Here is a 21040-nt window from a genome sequence, read left to right as displayed (position 1 = left end):
TTCCGTCATCATTTGCCCTCCGTTGCGAGCCCGTTGCCGATGGCGAGCAAGCCCGCGAGCGACACCAGTGCAAACCCGAGCCCGGCCAGGAACGTGCCGGCCGGGCCATAGGCATCCCACAGCGCCCCGGCGATCACGCTCGCCGCCAGCAGGGCAAGGCCCGTGAACAGGTTGAAATAGCCGAATGCCGTGCCGCGCAGGCTCGGCGGCGCAGCATCGGCGACGAGCGCCGAGAGCAGGCCCTGCGTCAATCCCATATGCAGTCCCCACAGCAGGACGCCGAGCGCGAGGCCGCCAAGGTTCGGCAGCAGCGCGAGCGCAAGGTCGGCGCCGGCGAGGAAGACGAGGCCGAGCGCGAGCAGGCCGGTGCGGTTGATGCGGTCCGACAGCACGCCGGCCGGATAGGCCGAGAGTGCGTAGGCGATGTTCATCAGCACCAGCACGGCCGGGACCCACATCGCATTGAGCCCGATGTTCTGCGCGCGCAGGATCAGGAAGGCCTCGCTGAAGCGTGCGAGCGTGAACACGACGCCGACCGCGACCGCGCGCCAGTACACCGATCCGAGTTGCCGCATTGCCGTGAACTTGAGCGGATTGCCGGTACGCTCCCGGCTGGCGTCAGGCTCCGGCTCACTTACGGCAAAGGCGATCAGGCCGAACGAGAAGAAGGCCGGCAGCACGGCGAACCAGAACACGAGGGCAAAATTGCCCGCCGTCCACCACATCAGGCCGATCGCGAGCAGCGGGCCGACGAAGGCGCCGATGGTGTCGAGCGATTGCCGCAGGCCGAAGCTCGCGCCGCGCAGGCCGCGAGGTGCGATATCGGCGATCAGTGCATCGCGCGGTGCGCCGCGGATGCCCTTGCCGACTCGGTCGATGAAGCGCGCCGCCACCAGCCATCCGACGCTCGGCGCGAGCGGGAACAGCGGTTTTGTCAGCGCGGCTAGTCCGTAGCCCAGGGCAGCAAGCAGCTTGCGGCGGCCGAGCCAGTCCGACAGCGCACCGGAGAAGATCTTGGTGATCGAGGCGGTGGCCTCCGCAATGCCCTCGATGAAGCCGACCGCGAGCGTGGATGCGCCAAGCACGGTGACGAGATAGACCGGCAGCAGCGCATGGATCATCTCGGAGGAGATGTCCATCAGCATCGAGACGAAGCCGAGCACCCAGATTCCCCGGGGCAGTCCGCTGCGTGCAGCACTCGGTGTCGTCGTCGCCACGCCTTCTCCTTCTTCCGCTTTTCAGGCAACAAAAAACCCGCCATCGGCGGGTTTGTCCATGCTCCCGCCAAAGGCGGAGGCTCAATGATTGCCCCACCTCAAGCAGGAGTCGTCAGCCCACTACGGTCAATCCGCCGGGCGGTTGTCGGGGGACTCCATCCCCATCTGTGCGGCCAGCCTAGCATGGAAATCGCGCCGGACAAGTGGGCGGGGTGCGTGTCTCCACTAACGCCGTCATTCCGGGGCGGTGCACAGCATCGAACCCGGAAGCTCGAGATTGTCAGGCGCGCCGGGCGCGCCGGAGTTCGTGCTTCGCGCGCCCCGGAATGGCTGCGCGAGCGATCGCGTGTTCCCGTGTCAGCGTTATGGCCAGACGGCGGCAACGCGCGGCGGCGATGCACTTGAATGTGAAGCGCAGGCGATCTTCGCACTTTGCGGCAAGGCGATTGCATGTCACCATCGCGCCATACGACGGAGACTGCTGCGATGCGCTTGCTGTTCTCGATCGGGGCTGTGCTGGTGGCCGGCGTGCTCGCCGGGGGGGACGTCGCGGGCTTGGCTGCACCAGGGCCAAAGTTTGAACCGCCCGGGAATCAGCCGCAGCGGCTGGCGGCCGACAAGGATGCGCAGACGGTCGATGTCGAGCTCATCCTCGCCGTCGACGTGTCCTACTCCATGGACATGGACGAGCTTGCGATCCAGCGCGAAGGCTATGCGCAGGCGATCCAGTCGAAGGAGTTCTTGCAGGCGCTGAAGCTGGGTCCGAATGGACGGATCGCGGTGACCTATTTCGAGTGGGCCGCCTCCACCGACCAGAAGATCATCATTCCCTGGCGGCTGATCGACGGACCGGAGACCGCGGATGCGGTCGCCGCCGAAATCATGAAGACGCCGATCCGGCGCGCCTCGCGCACCTCGATCTCCGGCGCGATCACCTTTGCGATGCCGCTGTTCGAGGAGGATCCCTATCGGGGCCTGCGCCGCGTCATCGACATCTCGGGCGACGGTCCCAACAATAATGGCAGCCCGGTGACGGTGGCGCGCGATGCCGCGCTCGAGAAGGGCATCGTCATCAACGGCCTGCCGATCATGGTCAAGGAGCCCTCCTATTCGACCATGGATATCGACAATCTCGACTATTACTACGAGGACTGCGTCGTCGGCGGTCCCGGCTCCTTCGTGATCGCGATCAAGGACCGCGAGAAGTTCAAGGAGGCGATCCGAACCAAGCTGCTGATGGAGGTTGCCGGCCGCACGCCGGAGCGCCCCGTGGTGCGCGTTGCCGACAAGGAGCCGCGCGTCAACTGCCTGATCGGCGAGAAGATCTGGTCGGACCGCTGGGGCCGCTAAAGCCGCCCTGGATCAGACTCTTTGTCCGCCTCAGCCGACGGTTGAATTTAACCGCTCGTTAACTGGGCGCGGGCCTAATCGAATTGTTTCTGCAGGTCCGGCCGTCATCCTGGCCGGTCGGCGCGCAAACGAAAGCGGGGTGTCAGACCCGTATCCGAGCAACCCGATGGCTATCGTCACGTCGAGCACCAGCCAGATTTCGCCCGCCAACGAGCGAGTCTTTCACCAGAGCAGGCTGCTCGGTGAGTGGAAGGGCAATTGGGTCGGCAACAACCGGGATGTCAGCTTCAAGGTCGTGAACATCCGCGGTGCCCGGGCGCAGGTCGAGTACACCCATAACGGCCACACCGAGCGCGGCTTTGGCGAGGTCAACGGGTCTCTCATCACCTACGGCGGGGTCACGGTCGGCACCAAGGACGGCAAGAACATGGTGCTGCTGTTCTCGGTGAGTGGTGCCGGCAGGCAGACCGCGAATCTCCAGAAGCAGGACCCGCCGGCGTCCGACAGCCGCCTGATGGGCAGCTGGGGCGGCTATTCCAGCGACAACGGCAAGAGCGCGAGCTTCAAGGTGCTCTCGGTCAACGGCAAGGAAGCGCAGGTCATCGTCACCACCGACGGCGTCACCCGTCAGGGTACCGGCTACGTGTACAAGAACGCCATCATGTTCGGCCAGGCGCAGATCGCGACCGACGACGGCAAGAACGGCAAGATCATCTATCGGGTTGGCAGCAAGTCCTTCATGGTGCCCGTGACGAAATATCCGCCGGCGGATTCGTCGTCCTCTGTCGACAAGACCGCCTGAACGCGCCGCCCTGGCGAGAACACCGTCATCCTAAGGCGGCCACCTCGGGGAGCGATGATGGAATCGCGCCAAGTCGACGGTTTCGCCGCAAGCGGCGGCAACGGGGGCACGCCGCCGTTCGGCGCTTCGGCCGCCAGCTTACGTTGCAGCGCGAGGGTCGGTGTGCAGCGAGGCTGCGGCATCGGCATGGCCGTATGCCGCCTCCACGGGCCGTGTGAGAAACGTCAGATCCGCGCTTCGAGGATCAGATTGAACGGCGTCTCCGCGGCGCGGCGGAAGCGCGACAGGCCGCCTTCGCGCGCGACCTTGCGCAGCCGCGCTTCGCCGGCCTGCGCGCCCAGCGCGAGGCCCACCTCCTGGTCGAGCGAGGCCGGCGTGCAGATCATGGTCGAGGCCGCATAGTAGACGCGCCCGACCGGATTGAGATTGTCTTCGAGGCGATCGCCTGCAAACGGCTCGACCAGCATGCAGGTGCCGTCCTTGGCCATGGTCTCGCGCACGTGGCTGATGGCGCCGACGGGATCGCCCATGTCGTGCAGGCAATCGAAAAAGCAGACGAGATCGTAGCCTTCGGCCGGATAGGACTTGGCGGAGTGAACGGCGAAGGAGACCCGGTCGCCCAGCTTTGCCTCGTTGGCCGCTTTCCGTGCCGCCTCGATCGAGCCCTCGTGATAGTCGAAGCCGTAGAAGCGCGAGTTCGGGAAGGCTTCCGCCATCAGCCGCGTCGAGACGCCGTGGCCGCAGCCGACATCGGCGACCTTGGCGCCGCGCGTCAGCTTGTCCACGACGCCGTCGAGCGCCGGCAGCCACTCCTGCACGAGATGATGCATATAGCCGGTGCGGAAGAAGCGGGCGGTGCCGCAGAACAGGCACTCGCTGCGCCGGTTCCAGCCGACACCCTTGCCGGTCTTGAACGCGTCGGTGACCTTCGGCTCGTCGAGAAACGCCGCGGCAATGACATTGCCGACCGCGCCGAGGAATACCGGGCTGTCCTGATCCGCAAGCGCCATCGCCTGCTCCGGCAGCATCGAGAATTTTCCTGAAGCAGTGTCGTATTCGACGTAGCCGGATGCCGCCTGGCTCGAGAGCCATTCGCGGACATAACGCTCGGTCGTCCCGGTGGCGCTGGCGAGCTCGGCGGAGTTCATCGGCCCCTTGGCGGCGAGGGCGCGGTAAAGGCCCAGCTTGTCGCCGAGCAGGACCAGCGAGGCGTTCATTGCCGCCCCCACCTCGGTGATCATCTTGCCCATAAAGGCATTCAACCTGTCGGAATTGACCTCCATGATAGCCTCCATGCAATGACGGGCATTTTCACAGGTCTGCGCATTCAAAGCGCGGGCGGGAGCTTGCGCGCGTTCCTTAAATGGGTCAATCCGACGTGGAGGAGGTTCAACGCGTCAGGAAGAGGTGATCGGGAACTGGAGGCCGCATCAGTGGCACCGCGTCGCTGGTATTCGCACGCTCCCGGGCGTATAATTCGCGCGCTTTTTGACGGTCGCCTGAATGCCTAGCCCTGCTCGTTCCTGTGTTCTCGCCACTCTCTTCGCCATGCTCTGCTATTGCGGAGCGCCCGCTCATGCGCAAGTCGCACCCCTCAGATATTGGATCCCGGGTGGGGCCTTCGGCTATGGCGGCAGCGATGGCCAGAGCTCCGAGGCTTACGCCAATTATCCGGGCTTCAATGCCGGTGACGCAGGTGGACGTACCAGCTTTGCCAACGGCTTCTTCGTCGGCAGCCAGCGTGGCAACCTGAATTGGAGCGGCCTCAGCCAGACTGGCCTCGCCGGCAATTTCAGCGCGCTCTCCTATGACAGCACGCAGTTCGGCTACAACACCAAGACCGCGGGCGGCATGCCCGTCACGTTCTTTGCCGGGTTCGACACGCTGAAATTCGGCAACGGCATCGGCAGCTCGATTGCGCCGCTGACATCCGGCGCCGCACCGGGATACAGCGCATTCGCGGGTGTCGAGTTCAAGCCGACCTCCAACCTCAGCCTGTCGTTCGGGGCCGGGTTCATCCAGCAGGACTCGGGCCGCATGGACAGCGATATCAGGTCGAACATGCTGCCCGGCGAGTCGCCGGCGCTGAGCGGGCTGCGCCGCTAGCAAAATCAGCGTGTGAACTTCGCCACCAGCTCCACATGCGGCGTGTGCCGGAACTGGTCGACCGGCACCACGCTCTCGATCCTGTAGCCGCCGTCGATCAGGATTCGTGCGTCGCGGGCGAAGGTGGCGACGTTGCAGGAGACGGCGACCACCGCCGGCACTTTGCTCGCGGCAAGCTTCAGCGCCTGCGCCTGCGCGCCCTGGCGCGGGGGATCGAACACCACGGCATCGAAGTCGCGCAGCTCCGGCGGCACCAGCGGGCGGCGGAACAGGTCGCGCGGCTCGGCCTTGATTGGCTTGAGCCCCGGCGTGCGCGCTGCCTTTGCGAGCGCTGCGATCGCGCCGGGGTCGCTGTCACAGGCGGTGACACGCGCCTTCTCGGCGAGCCGCAACGCAAACGGTCCGACGCCGCAGAAGAGATCGAGGACCTCCTTGGCCTTGCCGACGCGCTCTGCGACGAGCGCGGCCAGCGTCTCTTCGCCGGCGACGGTGGCCTGCAGGAACGAGCCGGGCGGCAGCGTCACCTCGGCGCGGCCCATTCGCACCGTCGGCGCGAGGCGTTGCAGCACCAACTCGCCATGGCGCGTCAGCCGTGCGAGGCGATGCTGTCCGGCGATGCGCGACAGCGCGGTGACCAGCGGCGTCGGCAGTGGGCCGGAGCCGCGCACGTCGACGTCGAGGCCGTTGATGGTGGCCGTGACCTGGATGTCGAGCGGCTTCGTCACCGGCATTTTCGACGTCAGTGGCTCTGCGATCGCCCAGGCCGCATCGAGCGCGCCCTCGAGTGCGGGATCGAGGATCGGGCAGCGATGGATCGGGATGACGTCATGCGAGCTCGTCGCCGAGAAGCCGACCTTGAGGACGTCATGCGTGCCGAAGCGGCCATGCAGCGTGATGCGCCTGCGCCCCGCGCCATGGGCATCGACCAGCGGTGCCACCTCGCAGTCGAGGCCGGCCTGCGCCAGCGTCTCCACCACGATGCGGCGCTTCCAGGCATGATACGGCTCCGCGGCCCAGTGCTGGATGGCGCAGCCGCCGCAGACGCCGAAATGCGGACAGAACGGTTCGATGCGCTCGGGGCTGGCGACGTCCACCGCCAGCAGCTTGCGGCGGTCGGGATGGTGCCCCGCGACGTGGTCGACCTCGACGGTCTCGCCGGCAAGCGTATAGGGCACATAGACCGCATCGCGCGTGGTGAGCGAGACGCCGTCGCCGCGATGGCCGACATGATCGATGGTCAAGCGCTCAACCACGGCGCGCGCCCAGGAAGAATTCGATGTTGCCGTCGCCGCCCGCGATCGAGGAGGGGAACACCTCGACGTCGGTGCAGCCGAGCGAGGCCGCAAACGCCGCGATGTCGTCGCAGATCTCCTTGTGCACGGCGGCGTCGCGGATGATGCCCTTCTTGTTGTGCTTCCTGTCAGCCTCGAATTGCGGCTTGATCAGCGCCAGCAGGCTCATGGGCGCGGCCGCGAGCGACAGCGCCACCGGCAGCACGCTCTTGAGCGAGATGAAGCTGACGTCGATCACCACGACGTCCGGCCGCGCCGGCAGGCGCCTGCCGTCATAGGCGCGGATATCCGTCTCCTCCATCGACACGATCTTGGGATGACCGCGCAGCGAGGGATGCAGCTGGCCGGTTCCGACATCGATCGCGAACACCAGGCTTGCGCCGTTCGCCAGCAGCACTTCGGTGAAGCCGCCGGTGGAGGCACCGACGTCGAGGCAGACATGATCCTCGATCTCGATCGGATAACGCTCCAGCGCGCCCGCGAGCTTGACGCCGCCGCGCGAGACGTAGGGGTGCGCGGGATCAGCCTGGATCACTGCGTCCTCGGCGATGGTCTCCGACGGTCTTGAAACCTTCTTCTCATCGGCGGTGACGAGGCCGGCCTCGATCGCCGCGCGCGCCCGTGCCCGGCTCTCGAACAGGCCGCGCTCGACCAGCAATACATCCGCGCGCTTGCGGGCAGGGGACATTGGCTCTCCAACGAGAATTTGCGCTTATTTAGCGATCAATCGCGCGGCCGCGATCCGGACGCAAGTCTCGAACGCGGCAAGATCGTGCCAGACGTCGATGGGCATCGTGGCCGGCGTCACCAGCGGGCAGCCGTGCAGCTCCAGCGCGTGGATCATCATGAGGTTGTCGACGAGGCCGAAATCCTCGACCGTCAACCCCTGGGCATCGAGCAGCCGCCCGTCTTCGGACGTGACCTCCATGAACCGGCCGACGCGGTCGGCATAGACGGCGCCGTCGTTGGAATAGGCTAGGCAGAATTTGCGGCGGCCGGCCATGTAGCCGAGCTCGTAGACGGTGCCGGGATCGGCGCCGGCGCCGCGGAACGGGGTGAGGTTGGCGATGATGGCATCGGCCGCATCCATCATCGCCTCGTTGCCGCAAAAGATCTGCCGCGAGACGTCGGGCGCGGTGAGGTCGATCGCGTTGTCGAGGGGATAGAGGCCGGTGTGCCCGTGCGCCGCGCAGATATCGACCTTGCGCCGGCCGATCTCGACCGCATCCGGCAGGAACACGTCAGGACCTGCCAGATAGATTTTCATGGGACCACCGACCAAGGAGGCATCGAGTTGCCGCGGCGTCGGCGGTGCAAAACCTCTCCAGGAGGGAGAGGTCGCGCCGAAGGCGCGGGTGAGGGGTTACGCTCTCACGTGGGACCTGAACCCCTCACCCGGATCGCTTGCGCGACCGACCTCTCCCTATGGGAGAGGTGGGTCCAGTGCCCCTCTAGGACGTATCAAGCCAGCTTGACCGTCTCGGCCTTCACGTCCTTGCCGAGCGCTTCGAACACCTTGGCGACGATACCCTTGGCGTCGAGGCCGGCGCGGGCGTACATCGCGGCGGGCGTGTCGTGGTCCTGGAACACGTCCGGCAGCACCATCGAGCGGAACTTGACCATGCCGGTGTCGAGCACGCCCTGATCGGTCAGGAACTGCGCGACATGCGAGCCGAAGCCGCCGATCGAGCCTTCCTCGATCGTGATCAGGATTTCGTGGTCGCGGGCGAGCTTGAGCACCAGCTCGGTGTCGAGCGGCTTCATGAAGCGCGCATCCGCGATCGTGGTCGACAGGCCGTGGGCGGCGAGCTCGTCGGCGGCCTTCTCGCATTCGGCGAGGCGGGTGCCGAACGAGAGCAGGGCGATCTTGCTGCCCTGGCGGATCATGCGGCCCTTGCCGATCTCGAGCGGAATGCCGACTTCTGGCATCTCGATGCCGCGGCCTTCGCCGCGTGGGTAGCGCAGCGAGCTCGGACGGTCGTTGATCGCGACCTGGGTCGCCACCATGTGCACCAATTCGGCCTCGTCCGCCGCCGCCATGATCACCATATTGGGCAGACAGCCGAGATAGGCGTTGTCGAACGAGCCGGCATGCGTCGCGCCGTCGGCGCCGACCAGGCCGGCGCGGTCGATGGCGAAGCGGACGGGCAGATTCTGGATCGCGACGTCATGCACGATCTGGTCGTAGCCGCGCTGCAGGAAGGTCGAGTAGATCGCGCAGAACGGCTTGTAACCTTCGCTGGCAAGACCGGCGGCGAAGGTCACCGCGTGCTGCTCGGCGATACCGACGTCGAAGGTGCGGTCCGGGAACGCCTTGTTGAAGATATCGACGCCGGTGCCGGACGGCATCGCCGCCGTGATGGCGACGATCTTGTCGTCCTTCTGCGCTTCCTTGACGAGGCTCTGGCCGAACACGTTCTGGTAGGCCGGAGCATTCGGCTTGGCCTTGGCCTGCGTGCCGGTCGCGACGTCGAACTTGACGACGGCATGGTACTTGTCCGCGGAAGCTTCCGCCGGGCCGTAACCCTTGCCCTTCTGCGTCACGACGTGAACCAGGATCGGGCCTTCCTCCATGTCGCGCACGTTCTTCAGCACGGGCAGGAGGTGGTCGAGGTTATGGCCGTCGATCGGGCCGACGTAGTAGAAGCCGAGCTCCTCGAACAGCGTGCCGCCGTCCATCATGAAGCCGCGCGAATATTCCTCGACCCGGTTGGCGCGGTTGGCGATGATCTTGGGCAGGCGCTTGTTGATCTGCTTGGCCGCCTCGCGCAGCGTGCGATAGGTCTTGCCTGAGTAGAGCCGCGACAGATAGGCGCTCATGGCGCCGACCGGCGGGGCGATCGACATGTCGTTGTCGTTGAGGATGACGATCAGGCGCGAGTTCATCGCACCCGCATTGTTCATGGCCTCATAGGCCATGCCCGCCGACATCGCACCGTCACCGATCACGGCGATAACGTTGTTCTTGCCGCCGGAGAGGTCGCGCGCCACGGCCATGCCGAGGCCGGCAGAGATCGAGGTCGAGGAATGTGCCGCGCCGAACGGATCGTAGTCGCTCTCGCTGCGCTTGGTGAAGCCGGACAGGCCGCCGCCGGTGCGCAGGGTGCGGATGCGGTCGCGCCGGCCGGTGAGGATCTTGTGGGGATAGGCCTGGTGGCCGACGTCCCAGATCAGGCGGTCCCGCGGCGTATCGAAGACGTAATGGATCGCGGTCGTGAGCTCGACCACGCCGAGGCCCGCGCCGAAGTGACCGCCGGTCACCGAGACGGCGTCGATCGTCTCCTGCCGCAGCTCGTCGGCGACCTGGCGAACCTGCTCGATCTTGAGCTTGCGCAGGTCTTCCGGCGTCCGGATGGTGTCGAGAAGCGGCGTCTTACTGTATGCGTTCACGGCGATTTCCAATTTGTCAGCGCCGGAAGATCGTTCCGGTGCGCGATGGGTTTGCACAATATCGGCGCAGCGCGAGTCCTCAAACCGTCGGAGCCACCTGCATGGGGCAAGGCCCCGTCGTCAAGCTTAGGTGAGCTTTGGTACGCTCCGGTTCAGTCTCTGTGACCCCTGTCACTTAGATCGGCTTCGTCCGTCCCAGCCAATTTCATTAGCAATTTGAAGCGCTTGTCGTTGGTAATCAGTGCCTACGCAAGGCTTACAAAAAGCCACACTCCGCGCAGCTTTACACCAAAGCTTGGGCCAAAGCCAACCCGCTGGGCCGATTACGGGCATGCACGTGCAACCCCCGGGCCAGAAGTGGTTAATCGCAGCACCGGGTGAGGGGTTCCATTCTCGTCCGGTTCCGCGGCTGGATTTCGGCCGCAAGCAAGGGCTTTTGCGGCGGATTCCAGGGGCGGAGGCCCTCCGGAGAGGGTTCCCGGATCCTTGTCCCGGTCGGTCCGCCGCGCCCGGGAATCCAACAGCGTGCGATCATGAAAAATGCAGGCTTCAGATCTGGAGCGGGGGGCCCTCGACGTTACTGGACGTCGAGCGGCGCGGTGCCGGTGGGCTGGCCACTGGCATCGGTGGTGATCTTGTCGACACGGGCCTCGGCCTGGCGCAACAGTTCCTCGCAGCGGCGCTTCAAGGCCTCGCCGCGCTCGTAGATCGTCACGGATTCCTCGAGCGGCACCTTGCCGTCCTCGAGCCGCTTCACGATCGTTTCGAGTTCCTCGATCGCGCGCTCGAAGGTGAGCCTGGAGACGTCGACTTGGGTACTTTCGGCCATATCCGCTTCCGATCGCCCGATTCGCTTTCCCCGGAGTGAAGGCGGGTTTTGCGGGCTTAATGTGGCGAGTGCTTTCAGGCGCCCATCAGGGCGCCGACATGCGCCGTAACAGATTCTTTCAATCCTTGCAGGTCATAGCCGCCCTCGAGCACCGAAACAATGCGCCCCCCGGCAGACTTGTCGGCGAGGTCCATCAGCTTGCGCGTCACCCAGGCATAATCCTCCGCGCGCAGGTTCAGCGACGCCAGCGGATCGCGGTAATGCGCATCGAAGCCGGCCGAGATGATGAGCAGCTCGGGGCTGAATTTTTCGAGCTGCGGCAAAATCAAATTCTCGAACGCGGAGCGGAACTCGGGGCCGCCGTCTTCCGAGGCCAGCGGCGCGTTGACGATGGTGTCGTGGTCGCCGCGCTCGCTCTTCGCGCCGGTGCCCGGAAACAGCGGCATCTGGTGCGTCGAGCAGTACATCACGGTCGGGTCGGACCAGAAGATGTCCTGCGTGCCGTTACCGTGATGCACGTCGAAATCGACGATGGCCGCGCGCTTGATGCCGTATTTGCGCTGCGCATGGCGCGCGGCGATCGCGACGTTGTCGAAGAAGCAGAAGCCCATCGGCTTGCCGATCTCGGCGTGATGGCCCGGCGGGCGCACCGCGACGAAGGCGTTGCGGTGCTCGCCCGCCATCACCGCTTCGGTCGCCGCCACCGCACCGCCGACGCCACGCATCACCGCTTCCCATGTGCCCGGCGACATCGAGGTGTCGCCATCGATATAGACCTGGCCGCTGGTCGGCGCGATGTGGCGCAGCTCTGTGACGTAGTGCTCGTTGTGGCAGAGCGAGACGAGGTCGAGATCGCCCTCCGGCGCCTGATCGCGCACGAGAAACTGGAAACGCTCGTGCGACAGCGCTTCCTCCACCGCGCGCAGGCGGTCCGGTCGTTCGGGGTGTCCAGGCGGCGTGACGTGGTCGAGGCAGGCCTTGTGGGAAAGAAGAAGCGTGCTCATCAGGTCGGCCTCATGGGATGCGGGCTCTTGCCGTCGCTTGGCGCATCTCGCGCCAAAACGCAATGCCAAACCAATCTATGCGCTTGGTTACAAATGGCAAAGGGTTGTCCCGTTCCGGCCGGTTTGATCCGGATCAATTCACGCGCAGGATGCGAGTCGGAGGCAGCGGGCCGATCGGCCCGTGCGCCCGGAAAAAGGCGAACAGTGCGTCGGCGTCGTAGCCGCCATATTGTGGCGCCGAGCCCTGCTTGGCGACCGTGAAGCCGTCGCCGCCGACGGCGAGATAATCATTGAGGGTGACGCGGTAGCCGCTGGCCTGCTCGATCGGCCTGCCGTTGAGCGTCATCTTCTCTGCGATCACGCGCTCGCCGAACGGCTTCGCGCTGTCCCAGGTGTAGCGGAACCCGTTCGACACCTGCAGGATCCGCGGCCGCTTCGGATCGAGCCATTGCTGTTCCAGCATGTCCTTGAGCTGGCTGCCGGTCAGCGTCATGGTGACAAGGCGGTTGCGAAACGGCTGGCTGGCGAAGACATCGCCGAAAGTTATCGCGCCGTTCTCCTTCGGGACGATATCGGTGCGGATGCCGCCGGGATTGGTGAGCGCGATGACGGCGCCGCCATCCTTGCCGTCCCTGGTCGCGGCGAGCTGCGCATCCGCGATGACATCGCCGAGCGCGCTTTCGCCGGCCTCGTTCGGAACGCGCGACAACGTCTGCGTCACCGATCCGGCCGGCCGGTTGGCGATCGGCGCGGACAGCTTGTCATAGGCCTCGATCAGCGCGGTCTGTTCGGGGTCCTTCGCGAGCGGGGCATTGGCCACGATGACGTTCTCGGCCTTCGCGCCGACGATGTCGCGGGTCACAGGATCGAGCTCGAGGTCGATCGCCGTGACCAGCGTGCCGTATTTGTCGCCGCTGGTGACGAGCCGGCCGTCGATATCGCAGACATAGGCGCGGTGGGTGTGGCCGCTGACGACGACGTCGACCGCGCGATCGAACTTTCTCACGATGTCGACGATGGGCCCGGTAATCGCAGGGCATTCATTGTAGTCGCCCGAGGGCTCGCCGCCCTGGTGGATCAGCACCACGATCGCCTCGACGCCACCCGCCTTCAATTGCGGCACCAGCGCATTCACCGTCTCGGCCTCGTCGCGGAATTCGAGTCCTGCGATGCCTGATGGCGACACGATGCCCGCTGTCTCCTTCAGCGTCAGTCCGATGAAGGCAACGGGAATGCCCTCGTACTCCCTGATCTCGTAAGGCGGCAGCACGGTCTTGCCGGTTGCCGTCTCCACCGTGGAGGCCGCGAGATAATGGAATTTGGCACCTAGGAACGGATGCGGCCCCTGGCAGCCGTCGACCGGATGGCAGCCGCCGTTCTGCATCCGCAAGAGCTCGGTCCTGCCCTCGTCGAACTCGTGATTGCCGACCGAGGTGATCGCAAGGCCCATCATCGAGAGCGACTCGATCGAGGGCTCGTCGTGAAACATCGCGGACAGGAACGGGCTCGCCCCGATCAGATCGCCGGCGGCAACGAAGATCGTGTTCTTGTGCCCCTCGCGCAGCTGCTTGACCAGCGTCGCCATGTACTCGGCGCCGCCGGCCGCGACCATCACCTTCCTGGCCTTGTCCTCGGGGTCATTGATGCGGATCCCGCCCGGCGGCGGCCGCAGATTGCCGTGGAAATCGTTGATCGCGAGAATGCGCAGCTCGACGGGTGCGGCGGGCTGGGCGGAGGAGGGCAGGGGGGCTAGCGCGAGGGCGAGCGCAGCAAGGATGGATCGGTATTGCATGGCATCGAGACTAGTCGTTCCGCGCGAGGAGTTCACGATGCATTATCGTGAACGTGCCGCACTTTCTTCCTTCTCCCCTTGTGGGAGAAGGTGGCATAGGCGGCCTTCGGCCGCCGTTCTTGGGAACGCCGAAGCGAAGCTTCGGCTATGGCGCCGGATGAGGGGTATCTCTCCGCGAGTACCAATGTGAGAGAGGTGCTCGCGGGTAGAACCCCTCACCAGTCTCGCCGCTACGCGGCGAGCCACCCTCTCCCGCTAGGGCAGAGGGAACAGCTCACCGCTTCTTCCTGTTCGCGAACGCGTTGAACGCAGCCACGGCATCGTCCGATTTCAGCCGCTCGCCGAACAGATGGGCCTCCTGGTCGATGCGGCGGGTCAATCCTTCCGGCGGGGTGCGCAGCAGTTTGCGCGAGGTCGCGACGGCCTCGGCCGGCAGCCGGCAGATCTCGCGCGCCACCTTGCGCGCCTCGACCTCGGTATGTCCCGGCGAGACCACGCTGTTGACGAAGCCTGCGGCTTCGGCTTCCGCGGCGGTGAAGGTTCGCCCCATCACCAGCATCGCGAAGGCACGCTGGTACCCCATCGTGTTCGGCATCAGGAGGCTGGCCGCGCCGACCGGAACGAGCCCGAGCTTGATGTAGGGCGCGGAGAACGTCGCGGCCGTCGAGGCGAGCACGTAGTCGCAATGAAACAGCATCACGGTGCCCATTCCGATCGACGCACCATCCACGGCTGCGATGATCGGCTTGGTGTTGAGGGCGAGCGAATAGAGAAACTTGGCGCCGTTCGACAGCGTCTCCGGGCGCGCCGTATCGGCGTGGAGAAAATCGTCGATATCGTCACCGGCCGTGAATACGCCGGAGCCGCCGGTGATGATCATGCAGCGGATGTCGGGATTGTTCTGCGCGGTGTCGATCGCGTGGCTCATCTCCCGGTACATGTCCTGCGTGATCGCATTCTTCTTGCCAGGGCGGCGCAGCGTGATCACGCGCGTTCCACGCTCTTCAGTGACGATGATATTGCCGTTCGGCATAAGGACCCCCTGGGCTCGCCGAGACGCTTGACCTTGGCGAGTCTCGCAAACATCAGCCTACATCATCTTGCAGGCGTGCCAATCCGCCCGCGCGACCTTTTCGAAAGCTATTCCGTGAGCCCGGCGGATGACACCGCTGCCATAACTCTCTTCCGTCCGCCCCATCGCGTCAGATCGCGCCGGTTGTATTGTCTTGCACGCTCCATTGCGCGCTGCAACAAATGGCTACAATGTTTTGTTTGAAAGACCATTGGTTGTGAGGCACGATCGTGCCTTCTGCCGTTCCATCTGGCCGATTGCGCGATTGATGGTTGCCGCAACGAGCGTTGACGAATCTTCGCTGTCCTACCGCGGCTGGCGCGTCGTGCTGGCCTGCTTCCTGATGGCCTTCTTCATGTTCGGCTTCGGCCTCTACGGCCAGGGCGTCTATCTCGCCGAGCTCCAGCGCGCCCATGGCTGGCCGGGCACGCTGGTCTCCGCGGCCAGCACCTTCTCGTTTCTCCTGACCTCCGTCCTCGTCATCTTCACCGACGATCTCCTCGCCCGCGTCGGGCTGCGCTCGCTGATCCTGTGCGGGCTGTCCGCGCTGGGAGCTTCGACCGTGCTGCTGGCAGTGATGGAGACGCCCTGGCAGCTTTATCTCGCCTATGCGCTGATGTCGGTCGGCTGGACCGGCATGGGCACCGTGGTGATTGCGACCGTGCTGAATTCCTGGTTCGACCGCCGCCGCGGCCTCGCGCTCAGCCTCGCCTTCAACGGGGCCACCTGCGGCGGGATCATCCTCGTTCCGCTGCTGCTGTCGCTCACCGGCAGCATCGGCTTCCGCTCGGCGATGCTGGCGGCAACGATCATCATGGTGGTGCTGGTGCTGCCGGTGGTCGTCGGCTTCATCGGCTGGCCGGCCGGGACCTCACTGGCATCGGGCAGACGACCGTCCGGTGCGGGCACGGTGACGCCGGCCCGTTCGCGCAAGGCGCTGCTCGCCAATGCGGCGTTCTGGACCATGGTGCTGCCGATCGCCGTCGCGCTGCTGGCGCAGATGGGGTTCATCATCCACCAGGTGACGTTCCTCGAACCGCTGATCGGTCGCGCCAACGCGGGCCTTGCGGTGACGATCATGGCCGCGATGGCGGTGGTCGGGCGCCTGTCGCTCGGCCTGTTCGTCGACCGGCTCGATCCGCGGCTCACCTGTGCGGCCTCGATGACGAGCCAGGCGGCGGCGCTGTTCGTGCTTCTTCAAAGCACTAATCCGACCGTGCTGCTGGCGTGCTGCGCCGTCTACGGCTTCTCGATCGGCAACATGATCACGTTCCCGCCGCTGATCATCCAGCGCGAGCTCGGCTCCGCTGCCTTTGCCGCCGCGATGGGATTGGGCACCTCGATCAGCGGCATCGTCAGCGCCTTCGGCCCAGGCATCGTCGGCCTCGTGCGCAGCTTTGAGGGCAACTACACGACCGCGTTTGCGATGTGCGTGATGCTGGATCTCGTCGCCGCGGGAATCGTGCTGTGGCGGCCGGGGAAGAGGCCGGAAGATTCGCACACTCTGTCACCGTCGCCCTGAGGTGCCGGAGCGAAGCGGAGGCCTCGAAGGGCGACGGCCCGGCTGCTGCATCTCGGCCGTGCATCCTTCGAGGCTCCCCACCCGACGCTTTGCGTCGCATTGCTCGCACCTCAGGATGTCGGGTTGGCAGTTGGCCCCTTATCCCAGCAACACCGCATCCGCCGCCGCGACCGACTCCGCGCTCTCCGTCACGGTGCGCTCGAGCGCACCGGCCTGCACAGTGATGTTCTCGGCGAAGAAACGCGCGAGCGAGACGTAGCGCGCTGCGTCCGTATTGCCGTCAGCCTTCGCGGCGAGAGCTTCGGAGGCCAGCATGCAGCCGCCGAGCGTCGCGCCGAACTGCTGCAAGTAAGGCGTCGCGCCGGCCAGCGCCTCGTTCGGTGCGGACGTCACGCGCTCCAGCAGCCATTTGCTGGTGCGCGTCAACGCCTCCAGCGCCTCGCGCAACTTGGTGCCGGTGGTGCCGAAAGCGGGATCGTTGGAAGCTTCGACCTGCTTGACGATGGCCGAGAGCTCGTCGAGCAGGGCACACACGGCAGCGCCGCCATTGGCGGCGAGCTTGCGCGTGACGAGGTCGATCGCCTGGATGCCGTTGGTGCCCTCGTAGATCGCGGTGATGCGCGCGTCGCGATAATGCTGCGCGGCGCCCGTTTCCTCGATGAAACCCATGCCGCCGTGCACCTGCACGCCGAGATAGGCGACCTCGTTGCCAATGTCGGTGGAATAGCCCTTGGCCATCGGCGTCAGCAGCGCCGCGCGCGCGGCCGCGTCGGCGCGCACCTTCGGATCCGTCGCGCGGATGGAGACGTCGAGCGCGACGGCGGTGGCGTAGCAGATGGTGCGCGCGGCAGCGGTCTGCGCCCGCATCCGCATCAGCATCCGCTTGACGTCGGGATGCACGAAGATCGCGTCCGAGCCTTCGCCCTTCTTGCCGATGGCGCGGCCCTGCTTGCGCTCCTGCGCATAGGCGAGCGCCTGCTGATAGGCGCGGTCGGCGACGCCGACGCCCTCGAGGCCAACGCCGAGCCGCGCCTGGTTCATCATCGTGAACATGCAGCGCATGCCCTGGTTCTCTTCGCCCACCAAAAAGCCGATCGCGCCGCCATGGTCGCCCATCGTCATGGTGCAGGTGGGCGAGGCATGCATGCCGAGCTTGTGCTCGACGCCGCTGGCGAAAATATCGTTGCGTGCTCCGAGCGATCCGTCTGCATTGACCATGAATTTCGGCACGAGGAAGAGCGAGATTCCCTTGGTGCCGGCGGGCGCGTCGGGCAGGCGCGCGAGCACGAAATGCACGATGTTGTCGGTCATGTCGTGCTCGCCATAGGTGATGAAGATCTTCGTTCCCTTGATGCGATAGGTGCCGTCGGCCTGCTTTTCGGCGCGGGTGCGCAGCGCGCCGACGTCGGAGCCGGCCTGCGGCTCGGTCAGCTGCATGGTGCCGGTCCATTCGCCGGAGACGAGCTTTTCGAGATAGATTTTCTTCAGCTCGTCGCTGCCGTGGGCATCCAGCGCCTCGATCGCCGAGGCCGTCAGCAGCGGACAGAGGCCGAAGGCGACGTTGGCGGCGCTCCAGATCTCGGTGCAGGCGGCGTTGATCGCCAGCGGCAGGCCTTGGCCGCCGAAATCCTCAGGGCCCGAGACCGCGTTCCAGCCGCCCTCGGTCCAGCGCTTGTAGGCGTCGGGCCAGCCCGGCGCGGTCGTGACCTTGCCGTCGTCGAGCTTGATGCCGTGCTCGTCGCCGACCTTGTTGAGCGGCGCCAGCACGTCGGTGGCGAACTTGCCGGCTTCCTCGAGCACGGCGGCCGCAATGTCGGCGTCGAAATCGCCGTAATGGCCGGCGTCCACCGCCGCCTTCAGGCCGGCGCCATGGTTGAGCGACAGCAGCATGTCAGAGATCGGCACGCGGTATGTCATGGTTCACTCCCCGGAGACTGGTCTGGGCCGCGGTATTCCCATGAAATGCCGGCGGTCTCAACTGTCCGGACGCCGGACGGATCGGCTCCGGACAGGGGGTCTCCCGTCTGGACCCTATATAATGCTACATAATAGAGTGTGGCGCCGCCGATCCCGAGGCTGTGGTAGTTTGCCCCTCCAGGCGGTTGAAATGGCGTGCCGCACCCTATAGACCGACTGCGACCCGAGGGAATCTGCGGTAGCCGGTTCTTCCGCCGTCTCGAGGTCGCCTGATGGGGCGTAGCCAAGCGGTAAGGCAGCGGATTTTGATTCCGCCATTCGGAGGTTCGATCCCTCCCGCCCCAGCCAGCGCCTAAGCTGCTGAGTTCGCTATATAAGCGGCTCCATTCCCACGAGATCTTTTGGCGCGTTTGGAAATAGTTTCCTTCCGCTTTCGTCCCAATATAGATCCCGGAGGCCCACTCGAGCAGGTCTGCCGCAATCTCATCGTAGAATCGGGTACTGCGGCGAACACATCGGATCACCGGTAGGCATTATGCATGTGTGCGGAACGGCACCGTGCTGTAGTTCGCCCAACCGCTGCGTTGGGGTGGAGTCGCTTCCCACTATCGCCCTAGTCCGCCACCGCCGCTGGCACCGGCAGAGCCGTGATCGACTTGATCTTCTCCATCGCGAAACGCGAGGTGACGTTCTTGAGCGGGACGGCGTGGATCAACTTCTTGTAGAACACGTCGTAGCTCGGCATGTCCGGAATGACGACGCGGAGCATGTAGTCGACGTCGCCGGCCATGCGGTAGAATTCCATCACCTCGGGCATGGCGCTGACCGCCGTGGCGAAACGCTTCAGCCAGGCATCGGAGTGATCGGAGCTTTCCACCGAGACGAACACCGAAAGGCCGAGGCCGATCTTGTTCTGGTCGACCAGCGCAACGCGCTTCAGGATCACGCCGTCGGCCTCAAGGCGCTGGATGCGCTTCCAGCAGGGCGTGGAGGACAGGCCGACCCGGTCGCCGATTTCGGCCACCGAGAGTGAGGCGTCCTCCTGAAGCACTGTCAGGATCTTGCGGTCGATGGCGTCGAGGCGGCGGCCAGTCTCGGCGAGCTGCAACGCAGCGTCGGTCATTGTCTGATTACCTTTGTGTCAGGGGAAGCTCGGGGCCGGCGCTTGCGTAGAGTTCTCAGCCGTGAGGTCCGAACAGGAAGATCTCGTAAAGGTCATCCTGATGGCCGCCTTGGTCATCGTTCGGGCCGCCCGTCTGCGGCCGCAGCGAGCGCCGGAACCATCCGCGTGCCTGTTCGAGCCAGCTGGCGAAGCTTGAATGCAGCGAGATGACGTAGCTCATGTTCACTCCGGACAACATTGTAGGGCGAGAACCCGACAACGCTATCACGAGCGGTAACATGTTGAACATCGCCAGCCGTTGGCCACGATCAGTTTGGTTGGATCGCACTGAGACCGTCATCTGTTCGAGCAGAAAATTCCATGGCGCTGTTTCGCGAGGAATGATTTTCATGCGGTGTAGGGAGTGCGGAGGCGTTGGATCAGCCGTTGGCGAGCAGCGCGAGAACGTCGGCGTGCCGAAGCTGCCGTGTGGAACCGGCGTTCAGCGGCCTGCGGCAGGAGTCCGCCAGCAACGGTAGCATGGGCATTCCCATGCTGCCGAACGAGGCATACAGAAGGGTCCGGTCGGCGCGCTCGTGCAGGTGCGCGCCCGTCAACAGGCCAAGCACGAACAGGAACGCGATCAGCAGCATCAAAGGGAGGATCAATGCCTCATGCCTTCCCATGCGATCGGTCACCGCTCGCGCGTAGGTCGCCCGCTCAGCGGGAGAGCGAAGGCCGATCCATTCCAGTGTGAATTCGAACATGGTGGACCTGTGTGCCGCTGCTGCTTCGTGGATCCTTCACTTCATGTAGTCGGGCAAGGTGAAGCCGTCATAGAAATGATCGGCCTTGATCGCCGTCTTGAACGCCGGGGACTTGTAGCCGGCGACGATGTCCTGGGCCCAATCGGCGTTGGCGTTCGCCTTCTTCACCGCGAGCACGTTGACATAGGGCGTCGTCATCTTCTCCAGTGCAAAGGCGTTGGTCAGCTTCAGCCCGCTGAAGATCGCAAAGTTGCCCTGGATGGCGGCGAAGTCGACGTCGTCGAGCGCCCGCGGGGCCTGCGCGGCCTCCAGCGGCACCAGCTTGATACCGCCGGGATTCTTGATGACATCGAGCTCGGTGACATCGACCGGCTTGCTGTCGCGTATCTCGATCAGGCCGAGATCGCGCAGCACCCACAGCGCGCGCTGTAGATTGACCGGATCGTTCGGCACCGCCACGCTGGAGCCCGGCTTGATCGGCGTGCCCAGCGGGTGCTTCTTCGAATAGAGGCCCATCGGGGGCGTCGGGACGTGGACGATGCCGACGAGATCGGTCTTCTGGCGCTCGTTGTAGGAGTCGAGAAAGACCGTGTGCTGCATCACATTGGCATCGATCTCGGACTTGAACACCGCGTTGTTGGCTTCAAGGCCGGTCGAGAATTCGACGTAGCGGATCTTGTAGCCCTTCTGCTTCAGCTCGGGCTCGACGCCGATCTTGAACTCGTCGATGTACGGACCTGGCACGAAACCGACCCGCAACTCGGGCTTCGGGGGCTGCTGCGCCAGGGAGTTTCCGGCGGCGAGCGGCGAGAGAGCCAAAAGGCCGGAGAGGAGAAACAATGCGGTCTTCATGTCTTCTTACGGTTCCAGTTTGGAGG

The 21040-nt window shown here is 65.1% G+C and carries 19 protein-coding genes, 1 tRNA gene and 1 riboswitch; of the genes, 5 read left to right on the top strand and 15 right to left on the bottom strand.

Annotated elements, in window-relative coordinates:
* Positions 1 to 8: 8 nt before the first annotated feature.
* Positions 9 to 1217: an MFS transporter gene (locus tag ACRQ5Q_RS31775; protein ID WP_439393894.1), complete on the bottom strand. Its 1209-nt coding sequence runs from the start codon at positions 1215 to 1217 to the stop codon at positions 9 to 11.
* A gap of 96 nt (positions 1218 to 1313) precedes the next feature.
* A riboswitch (Fluoride riboswitch) is annotated at positions 1314 to 1389 on the bottom strand.
* 314 nt (positions 1390 to 1703) lie between these two features.
* Between ACRQ5Q_RS31775 and ACRQ5Q_RS31770 the strand changes: the two genes are divergently transcribed.
* Both ACRQ5Q_RS31770 and ACRQ5Q_RS31765 read left to right on the top strand, forming a co-directional pair.
* Positions 1704 to 2567 (top strand): DUF1194 domain-containing protein, encoded by an 864-nt coding sequence (locus ACRQ5Q_RS31770; protein ID WP_439373926.1) that lies wholly within the window; start codon positions 1704 to 1706, stop codon positions 2565 to 2567.
* A gap of 166 nt (positions 2568 to 2733) precedes the next feature.
* On the top strand, positions 2734 to 3369 hold the full coding sequence (locus tag ACRQ5Q_RS31765) for a hypothetical protein (protein WP_439393892.1): 636 nt from the start codon (positions 2734 to 2736) through the stop codon (positions 3367 to 3369).
* Positions 3370 to 3593: 224 nt separating this feature from the next.
* Here the strand turns inward: ACRQ5Q_RS31765 and ACRQ5Q_RS31760 are convergent, their stop codons facing one another.
* A complete protein-coding gene (locus tag ACRQ5Q_RS31760; RefSeq protein WP_439373928.1) occupies positions 3594 to 4652 on the bottom strand; it encodes a class I SAM-dependent methyltransferase in 1059 nt (352 codons plus the stop codon).
* Positions 4653 to 4872: 220 nt separating this feature from the next.
* Between ACRQ5Q_RS31760 and ACRQ5Q_RS31755 the strand changes: the two genes are divergently transcribed.
* Positions 4873 to 5475 carry a hypothetical protein gene (locus ACRQ5Q_RS31755; RefSeq protein WP_439393891.1) on the top strand — a complete coding sequence of 201 codons (603 nt, stop codon included), beginning with the start codon at positions 4873 to 4875 and terminating at the stop codon, positions 5473 to 5475.
* A gap of 5 nt (positions 5476 to 5480) precedes the next feature.
* Here ACRQ5Q_RS31755 and ACRQ5Q_RS31750 read toward each other — a convergent pair whose 3' ends face one another.
* The 8 genes from ACRQ5Q_RS31750 to ACRQ5Q_RS31715 all read right to left on the bottom strand — a co-directional run bounded on the left by ACRQ5Q_RS31750 (position 5481) and on the right by ACRQ5Q_RS31715 (position 14815).
* On the bottom strand, positions 5481 to 6728 hold the full coding sequence (locus ACRQ5Q_RS31750; RefSeq protein ID WP_439393889.1) for a class I SAM-dependent RNA methyltransferase: 1248 nt from the start codon (positions 6726 to 6728) through the stop codon (positions 5481 to 5483).
* Complete coding sequence (locus ACRQ5Q_RS31745; RefSeq protein WP_439373931.1) at positions 6721 to 7455, bottom strand: TlyA family RNA methyltransferase; 735 nt, start codon at positions 7453 to 7455, stop codon at positions 6721 to 6723. Before ACRQ5Q_RS31745 ends, ACRQ5Q_RS31750 begins: the two co-directional genes overlap by 8 nt.
* A gap of 24 nt (positions 7456 to 7479) precedes the next feature.
* Complete coding sequence (locus tag ACRQ5Q_RS31740) at positions 7480 to 8034, bottom strand: nucleoside 2-deoxyribosyltransferase (RefSeq protein WP_439373932.1); 555 nt, start codon at positions 8032 to 8034, stop codon at positions 7480 to 7482.
* 194 nt (positions 8035 to 8228) lie between these two features.
* Positions 8229 to 10157 (bottom strand): 1-deoxy-D-xylulose-5-phosphate synthase, encoded by a 1929-nt coding sequence (gene dxs / locus ACRQ5Q_RS31735; RefSeq protein WP_439373933.1) that lies wholly within the window; start codon positions 10155 to 10157, stop codon positions 8229 to 8231.
* Between the two features lie 577 nt (positions 10158 to 10734).
* Positions 10735 to 10986: an exodeoxyribonuclease VII small subunit gene (locus tag ACRQ5Q_RS31730; protein WP_439373934.1), complete on the bottom strand. Its 252-nt coding sequence runs from the start codon at positions 10984 to 10986 to the stop codon at positions 10735 to 10737.
* 74 nt (positions 10987 to 11060) lie between these two features.
* Positions 11061 to 11990 carry a histone deacetylase family protein gene (locus ACRQ5Q_RS31725; protein WP_439373935.1) on the bottom strand — a complete coding sequence of 310 codons (930 nt, stop codon included), beginning with the start codon at positions 11988 to 11990 and terminating at the stop codon, positions 11061 to 11063.
* 133 nt (positions 11991 to 12123) lie between these two features.
* Positions 12124 to 13782 (bottom strand): bifunctional metallophosphatase/5'-nucleotidase, encoded by a 1659-nt coding sequence (locus ACRQ5Q_RS31720; protein ID WP_439373936.1) that lies wholly within the window; start codon positions 13780 to 13782, stop codon positions 12124 to 12126.
* A gap of 274 nt (positions 13783 to 14056) precedes the next feature.
* Positions 14057 to 14815: an enoyl-CoA hydratase-related protein gene (locus ACRQ5Q_RS31715; protein WP_439373937.1), complete on the bottom strand. Its 759-nt coding sequence runs from the start codon at positions 14813 to 14815 to the stop codon at positions 14057 to 14059.
* 307 nt (positions 14816 to 15122) lie between these two features.
* Between ACRQ5Q_RS31715 and ACRQ5Q_RS31710 the strand changes: the two genes are divergently transcribed.
* Positions 15123 to 16376: an MFS transporter gene (locus ACRQ5Q_RS31710; RefSeq protein ID WP_439373938.1), complete on the top strand. Its 1254-nt coding sequence runs from the start codon at positions 15123 to 15125 to the stop codon at positions 16374 to 16376.
* Positions 16377 to 16514: 138 nt separating this feature from the next.
* On the opposite strand, the gene ACRQ5Q_RS31705 is transcribed toward ACRQ5Q_RS31710, so the two are convergent.
* A complete protein-coding gene (locus tag ACRQ5Q_RS31705; protein ID WP_439393887.1) occupies positions 16515 to 18293 on the bottom strand; it encodes an acyl-CoA dehydrogenase in 1779 nt (592 codons plus the stop codon).
* Positions 18294 to 18566: 273 nt separating this feature from the next.
* Between ACRQ5Q_RS31705 and ACRQ5Q_RS31700 the strand changes: the two genes are divergently transcribed.
* Positions 18567 to 18641 (top strand) — tRNA-Gln (locus ACRQ5Q_RS31700).
* Between the two features lie 265 nt (positions 18642 to 18906).
* Here the strand turns inward: ACRQ5Q_RS31700 and ACRQ5Q_RS31695 are convergent.
* From ACRQ5Q_RS31695 to ACRQ5Q_RS31680, 4 genes are all read right to left on the bottom strand, one after another.
* Positions 18907 to 19416, bottom strand: a complete 510-nt coding sequence (locus ACRQ5Q_RS31695; RefSeq protein WP_439393885.1) for an Lrp/AsnC family transcriptional regulator — start codon at positions 19414 to 19416, stop codon at positions 18907 to 18909.
* 55 nt (positions 19417 to 19471) lie between these two features.
* Positions 19472 to 19636 (bottom strand): hypothetical protein, encoded by a 165-nt coding sequence (locus tag ACRQ5Q_RS31690; RefSeq protein WP_439393883.1) that lies wholly within the window; start codon positions 19634 to 19636, stop codon positions 19472 to 19474.
* A gap of 199 nt (positions 19637 to 19835) precedes the next feature.
* Positions 19836 to 20162 (bottom strand): hypothetical protein, encoded by a 327-nt coding sequence (locus ACRQ5Q_RS31685; protein WP_439393881.1) that lies wholly within the window; start codon positions 20160 to 20162, stop codon positions 19836 to 19838.
* A gap of 36 nt (positions 20163 to 20198) precedes the next feature.
* The gene (locus ACRQ5Q_RS31680; RefSeq protein WP_439393879.1) at positions 20199 to 21014 is read right to left on the bottom strand and encodes a MetQ/NlpA family ABC transporter substrate-binding protein; all 816 of its coding nucleotides are present in this window, start codon (positions 21012 to 21014) and stop codon (positions 20199 to 20201) included.
* Between the last annotated feature and the right edge of the window lie 26 nt (positions 21015 to 21040).

Source organism: Bradyrhizobium sp. PMVTL-01 (genome assembly GCF_051861855.1).
Lineage (GTDB): Bacteria > Pseudomonadota > Alphaproteobacteria > Rhizobiales > Xanthobacteraceae > Bradyrhizobium.
This window is presented reverse-complemented; position numbering and strand designations above follow the sequence as displayed.

What these genes read in the sequence shown, in the direction of transcription:
- ACRQ5Q_RS31770 (WP_439373926.1), top strand. Translation starts at nt 1,704, where the DNA reads ATGCGCTTGCTGTTCTCGATCGGGGCTGTGCTGGTGGCCGGCGTGCTC.
- ACRQ5Q_RS31765 (WP_439393892.1), top strand. Translation starts at nt 2,734, where the DNA reads ATGGCTATCGTCACGTCGAGCACCAGCCAGATTTCGCCCGCCAACGAG.
- ACRQ5Q_RS31760 (WP_439373928.1), bottom strand. Translation starts at nt 4,652, where the DNA reads ATGGAGGTCAATTCCGACAGGTTGAATGCCTTTATGGGCAAGATGATC.
- ACRQ5Q_RS31755 (WP_439393891.1), top strand. Translation starts at nt 4,873, where the DNA reads ATGCCTAGCCCTGCTCGTTCCTGTGTTCTCGCCACTCTCTTCGCCATG.
- ACRQ5Q_RS31745 (WP_439373931.1), bottom strand. Translation starts at nt 7,455, where the DNA reads ATGTCCCCTGCCCGCAAGCGCGCGGATGTATTGCTGGTCGAGCGCGGC.
- ACRQ5Q_RS31740 (WP_439373932.1), bottom strand. Translation starts at nt 8,034, where the DNA reads ATGAAAATCTATCTGGCAGGTCCTGACGTGTTCCTGCCGGATGCGGTC.
- ACRQ5Q_RS31730 (WP_439373934.1), bottom strand. Translation starts at nt 10,986, where the DNA reads ATGGCCGAAAGTACCCAAGTCGACGTCTCCAGGCTCACCTTCGAGCGC.
- ACRQ5Q_RS31725 (WP_439373935.1), bottom strand. Translation starts at nt 11,990, where the DNA reads ATGAGCACGCTTCTTCTTTCCCACAAGGCCTGCCTCGACCACGTCACG.
- ACRQ5Q_RS31720 (WP_439373936.1), bottom strand. Translation starts at nt 13,782, where the DNA reads ATGCAATACCGATCCATCCTTGCTGCGCTCGCCCTCGCGCTAGCCCCC.
- ACRQ5Q_RS31715 (WP_439373937.1), bottom strand. Translation starts at nt 14,815, where the DNA reads ATGCCGAACGGCAATATCATCGTCACTGAAGAGCGTGGAACGCGCGTG.
- ACRQ5Q_RS31710 (WP_439373938.1), top strand. Translation starts at nt 15,123, where the DNA reads ATGGTTGCCGCAACGAGCGTTGACGAATCTTCGCTGTCCTACCGCGGC.
- ACRQ5Q_RS31705 (WP_439393887.1), bottom strand. Translation starts at nt 18,293, where the DNA reads ATGACATACCGCGTGCCGATCTCTGACATGCTGCTGTCGCTCAACCAT.
- ACRQ5Q_RS31695 (WP_439393885.1), bottom strand. Translation starts at nt 19,416, where the DNA reads ATGACCGACGCTGCGTTGCAGCTCGCCGAGACTGGCCGCCGCCTCGAC.
- ACRQ5Q_RS31690 (WP_439393883.1), bottom strand. Translation starts at nt 19,636, where the DNA reads ATGAGCTACGTCATCTCGCTGCATTCAAGCTTCGCCAGCTGGCTCGAA.
- ACRQ5Q_RS31685 (WP_439393881.1), bottom strand. Translation starts at nt 20,162, where the DNA reads ATGTTCGAATTCACACTGGAATGGATCGGCCTTCGCTCTCCCGCTGAG.
- ACRQ5Q_RS31680 (WP_439393879.1), bottom strand. Translation starts at nt 21,014, where the DNA reads ATGAAGACCGCATTGTTTCTCCTCTCCGGCCTTTTGGCTCTCTCGCCG.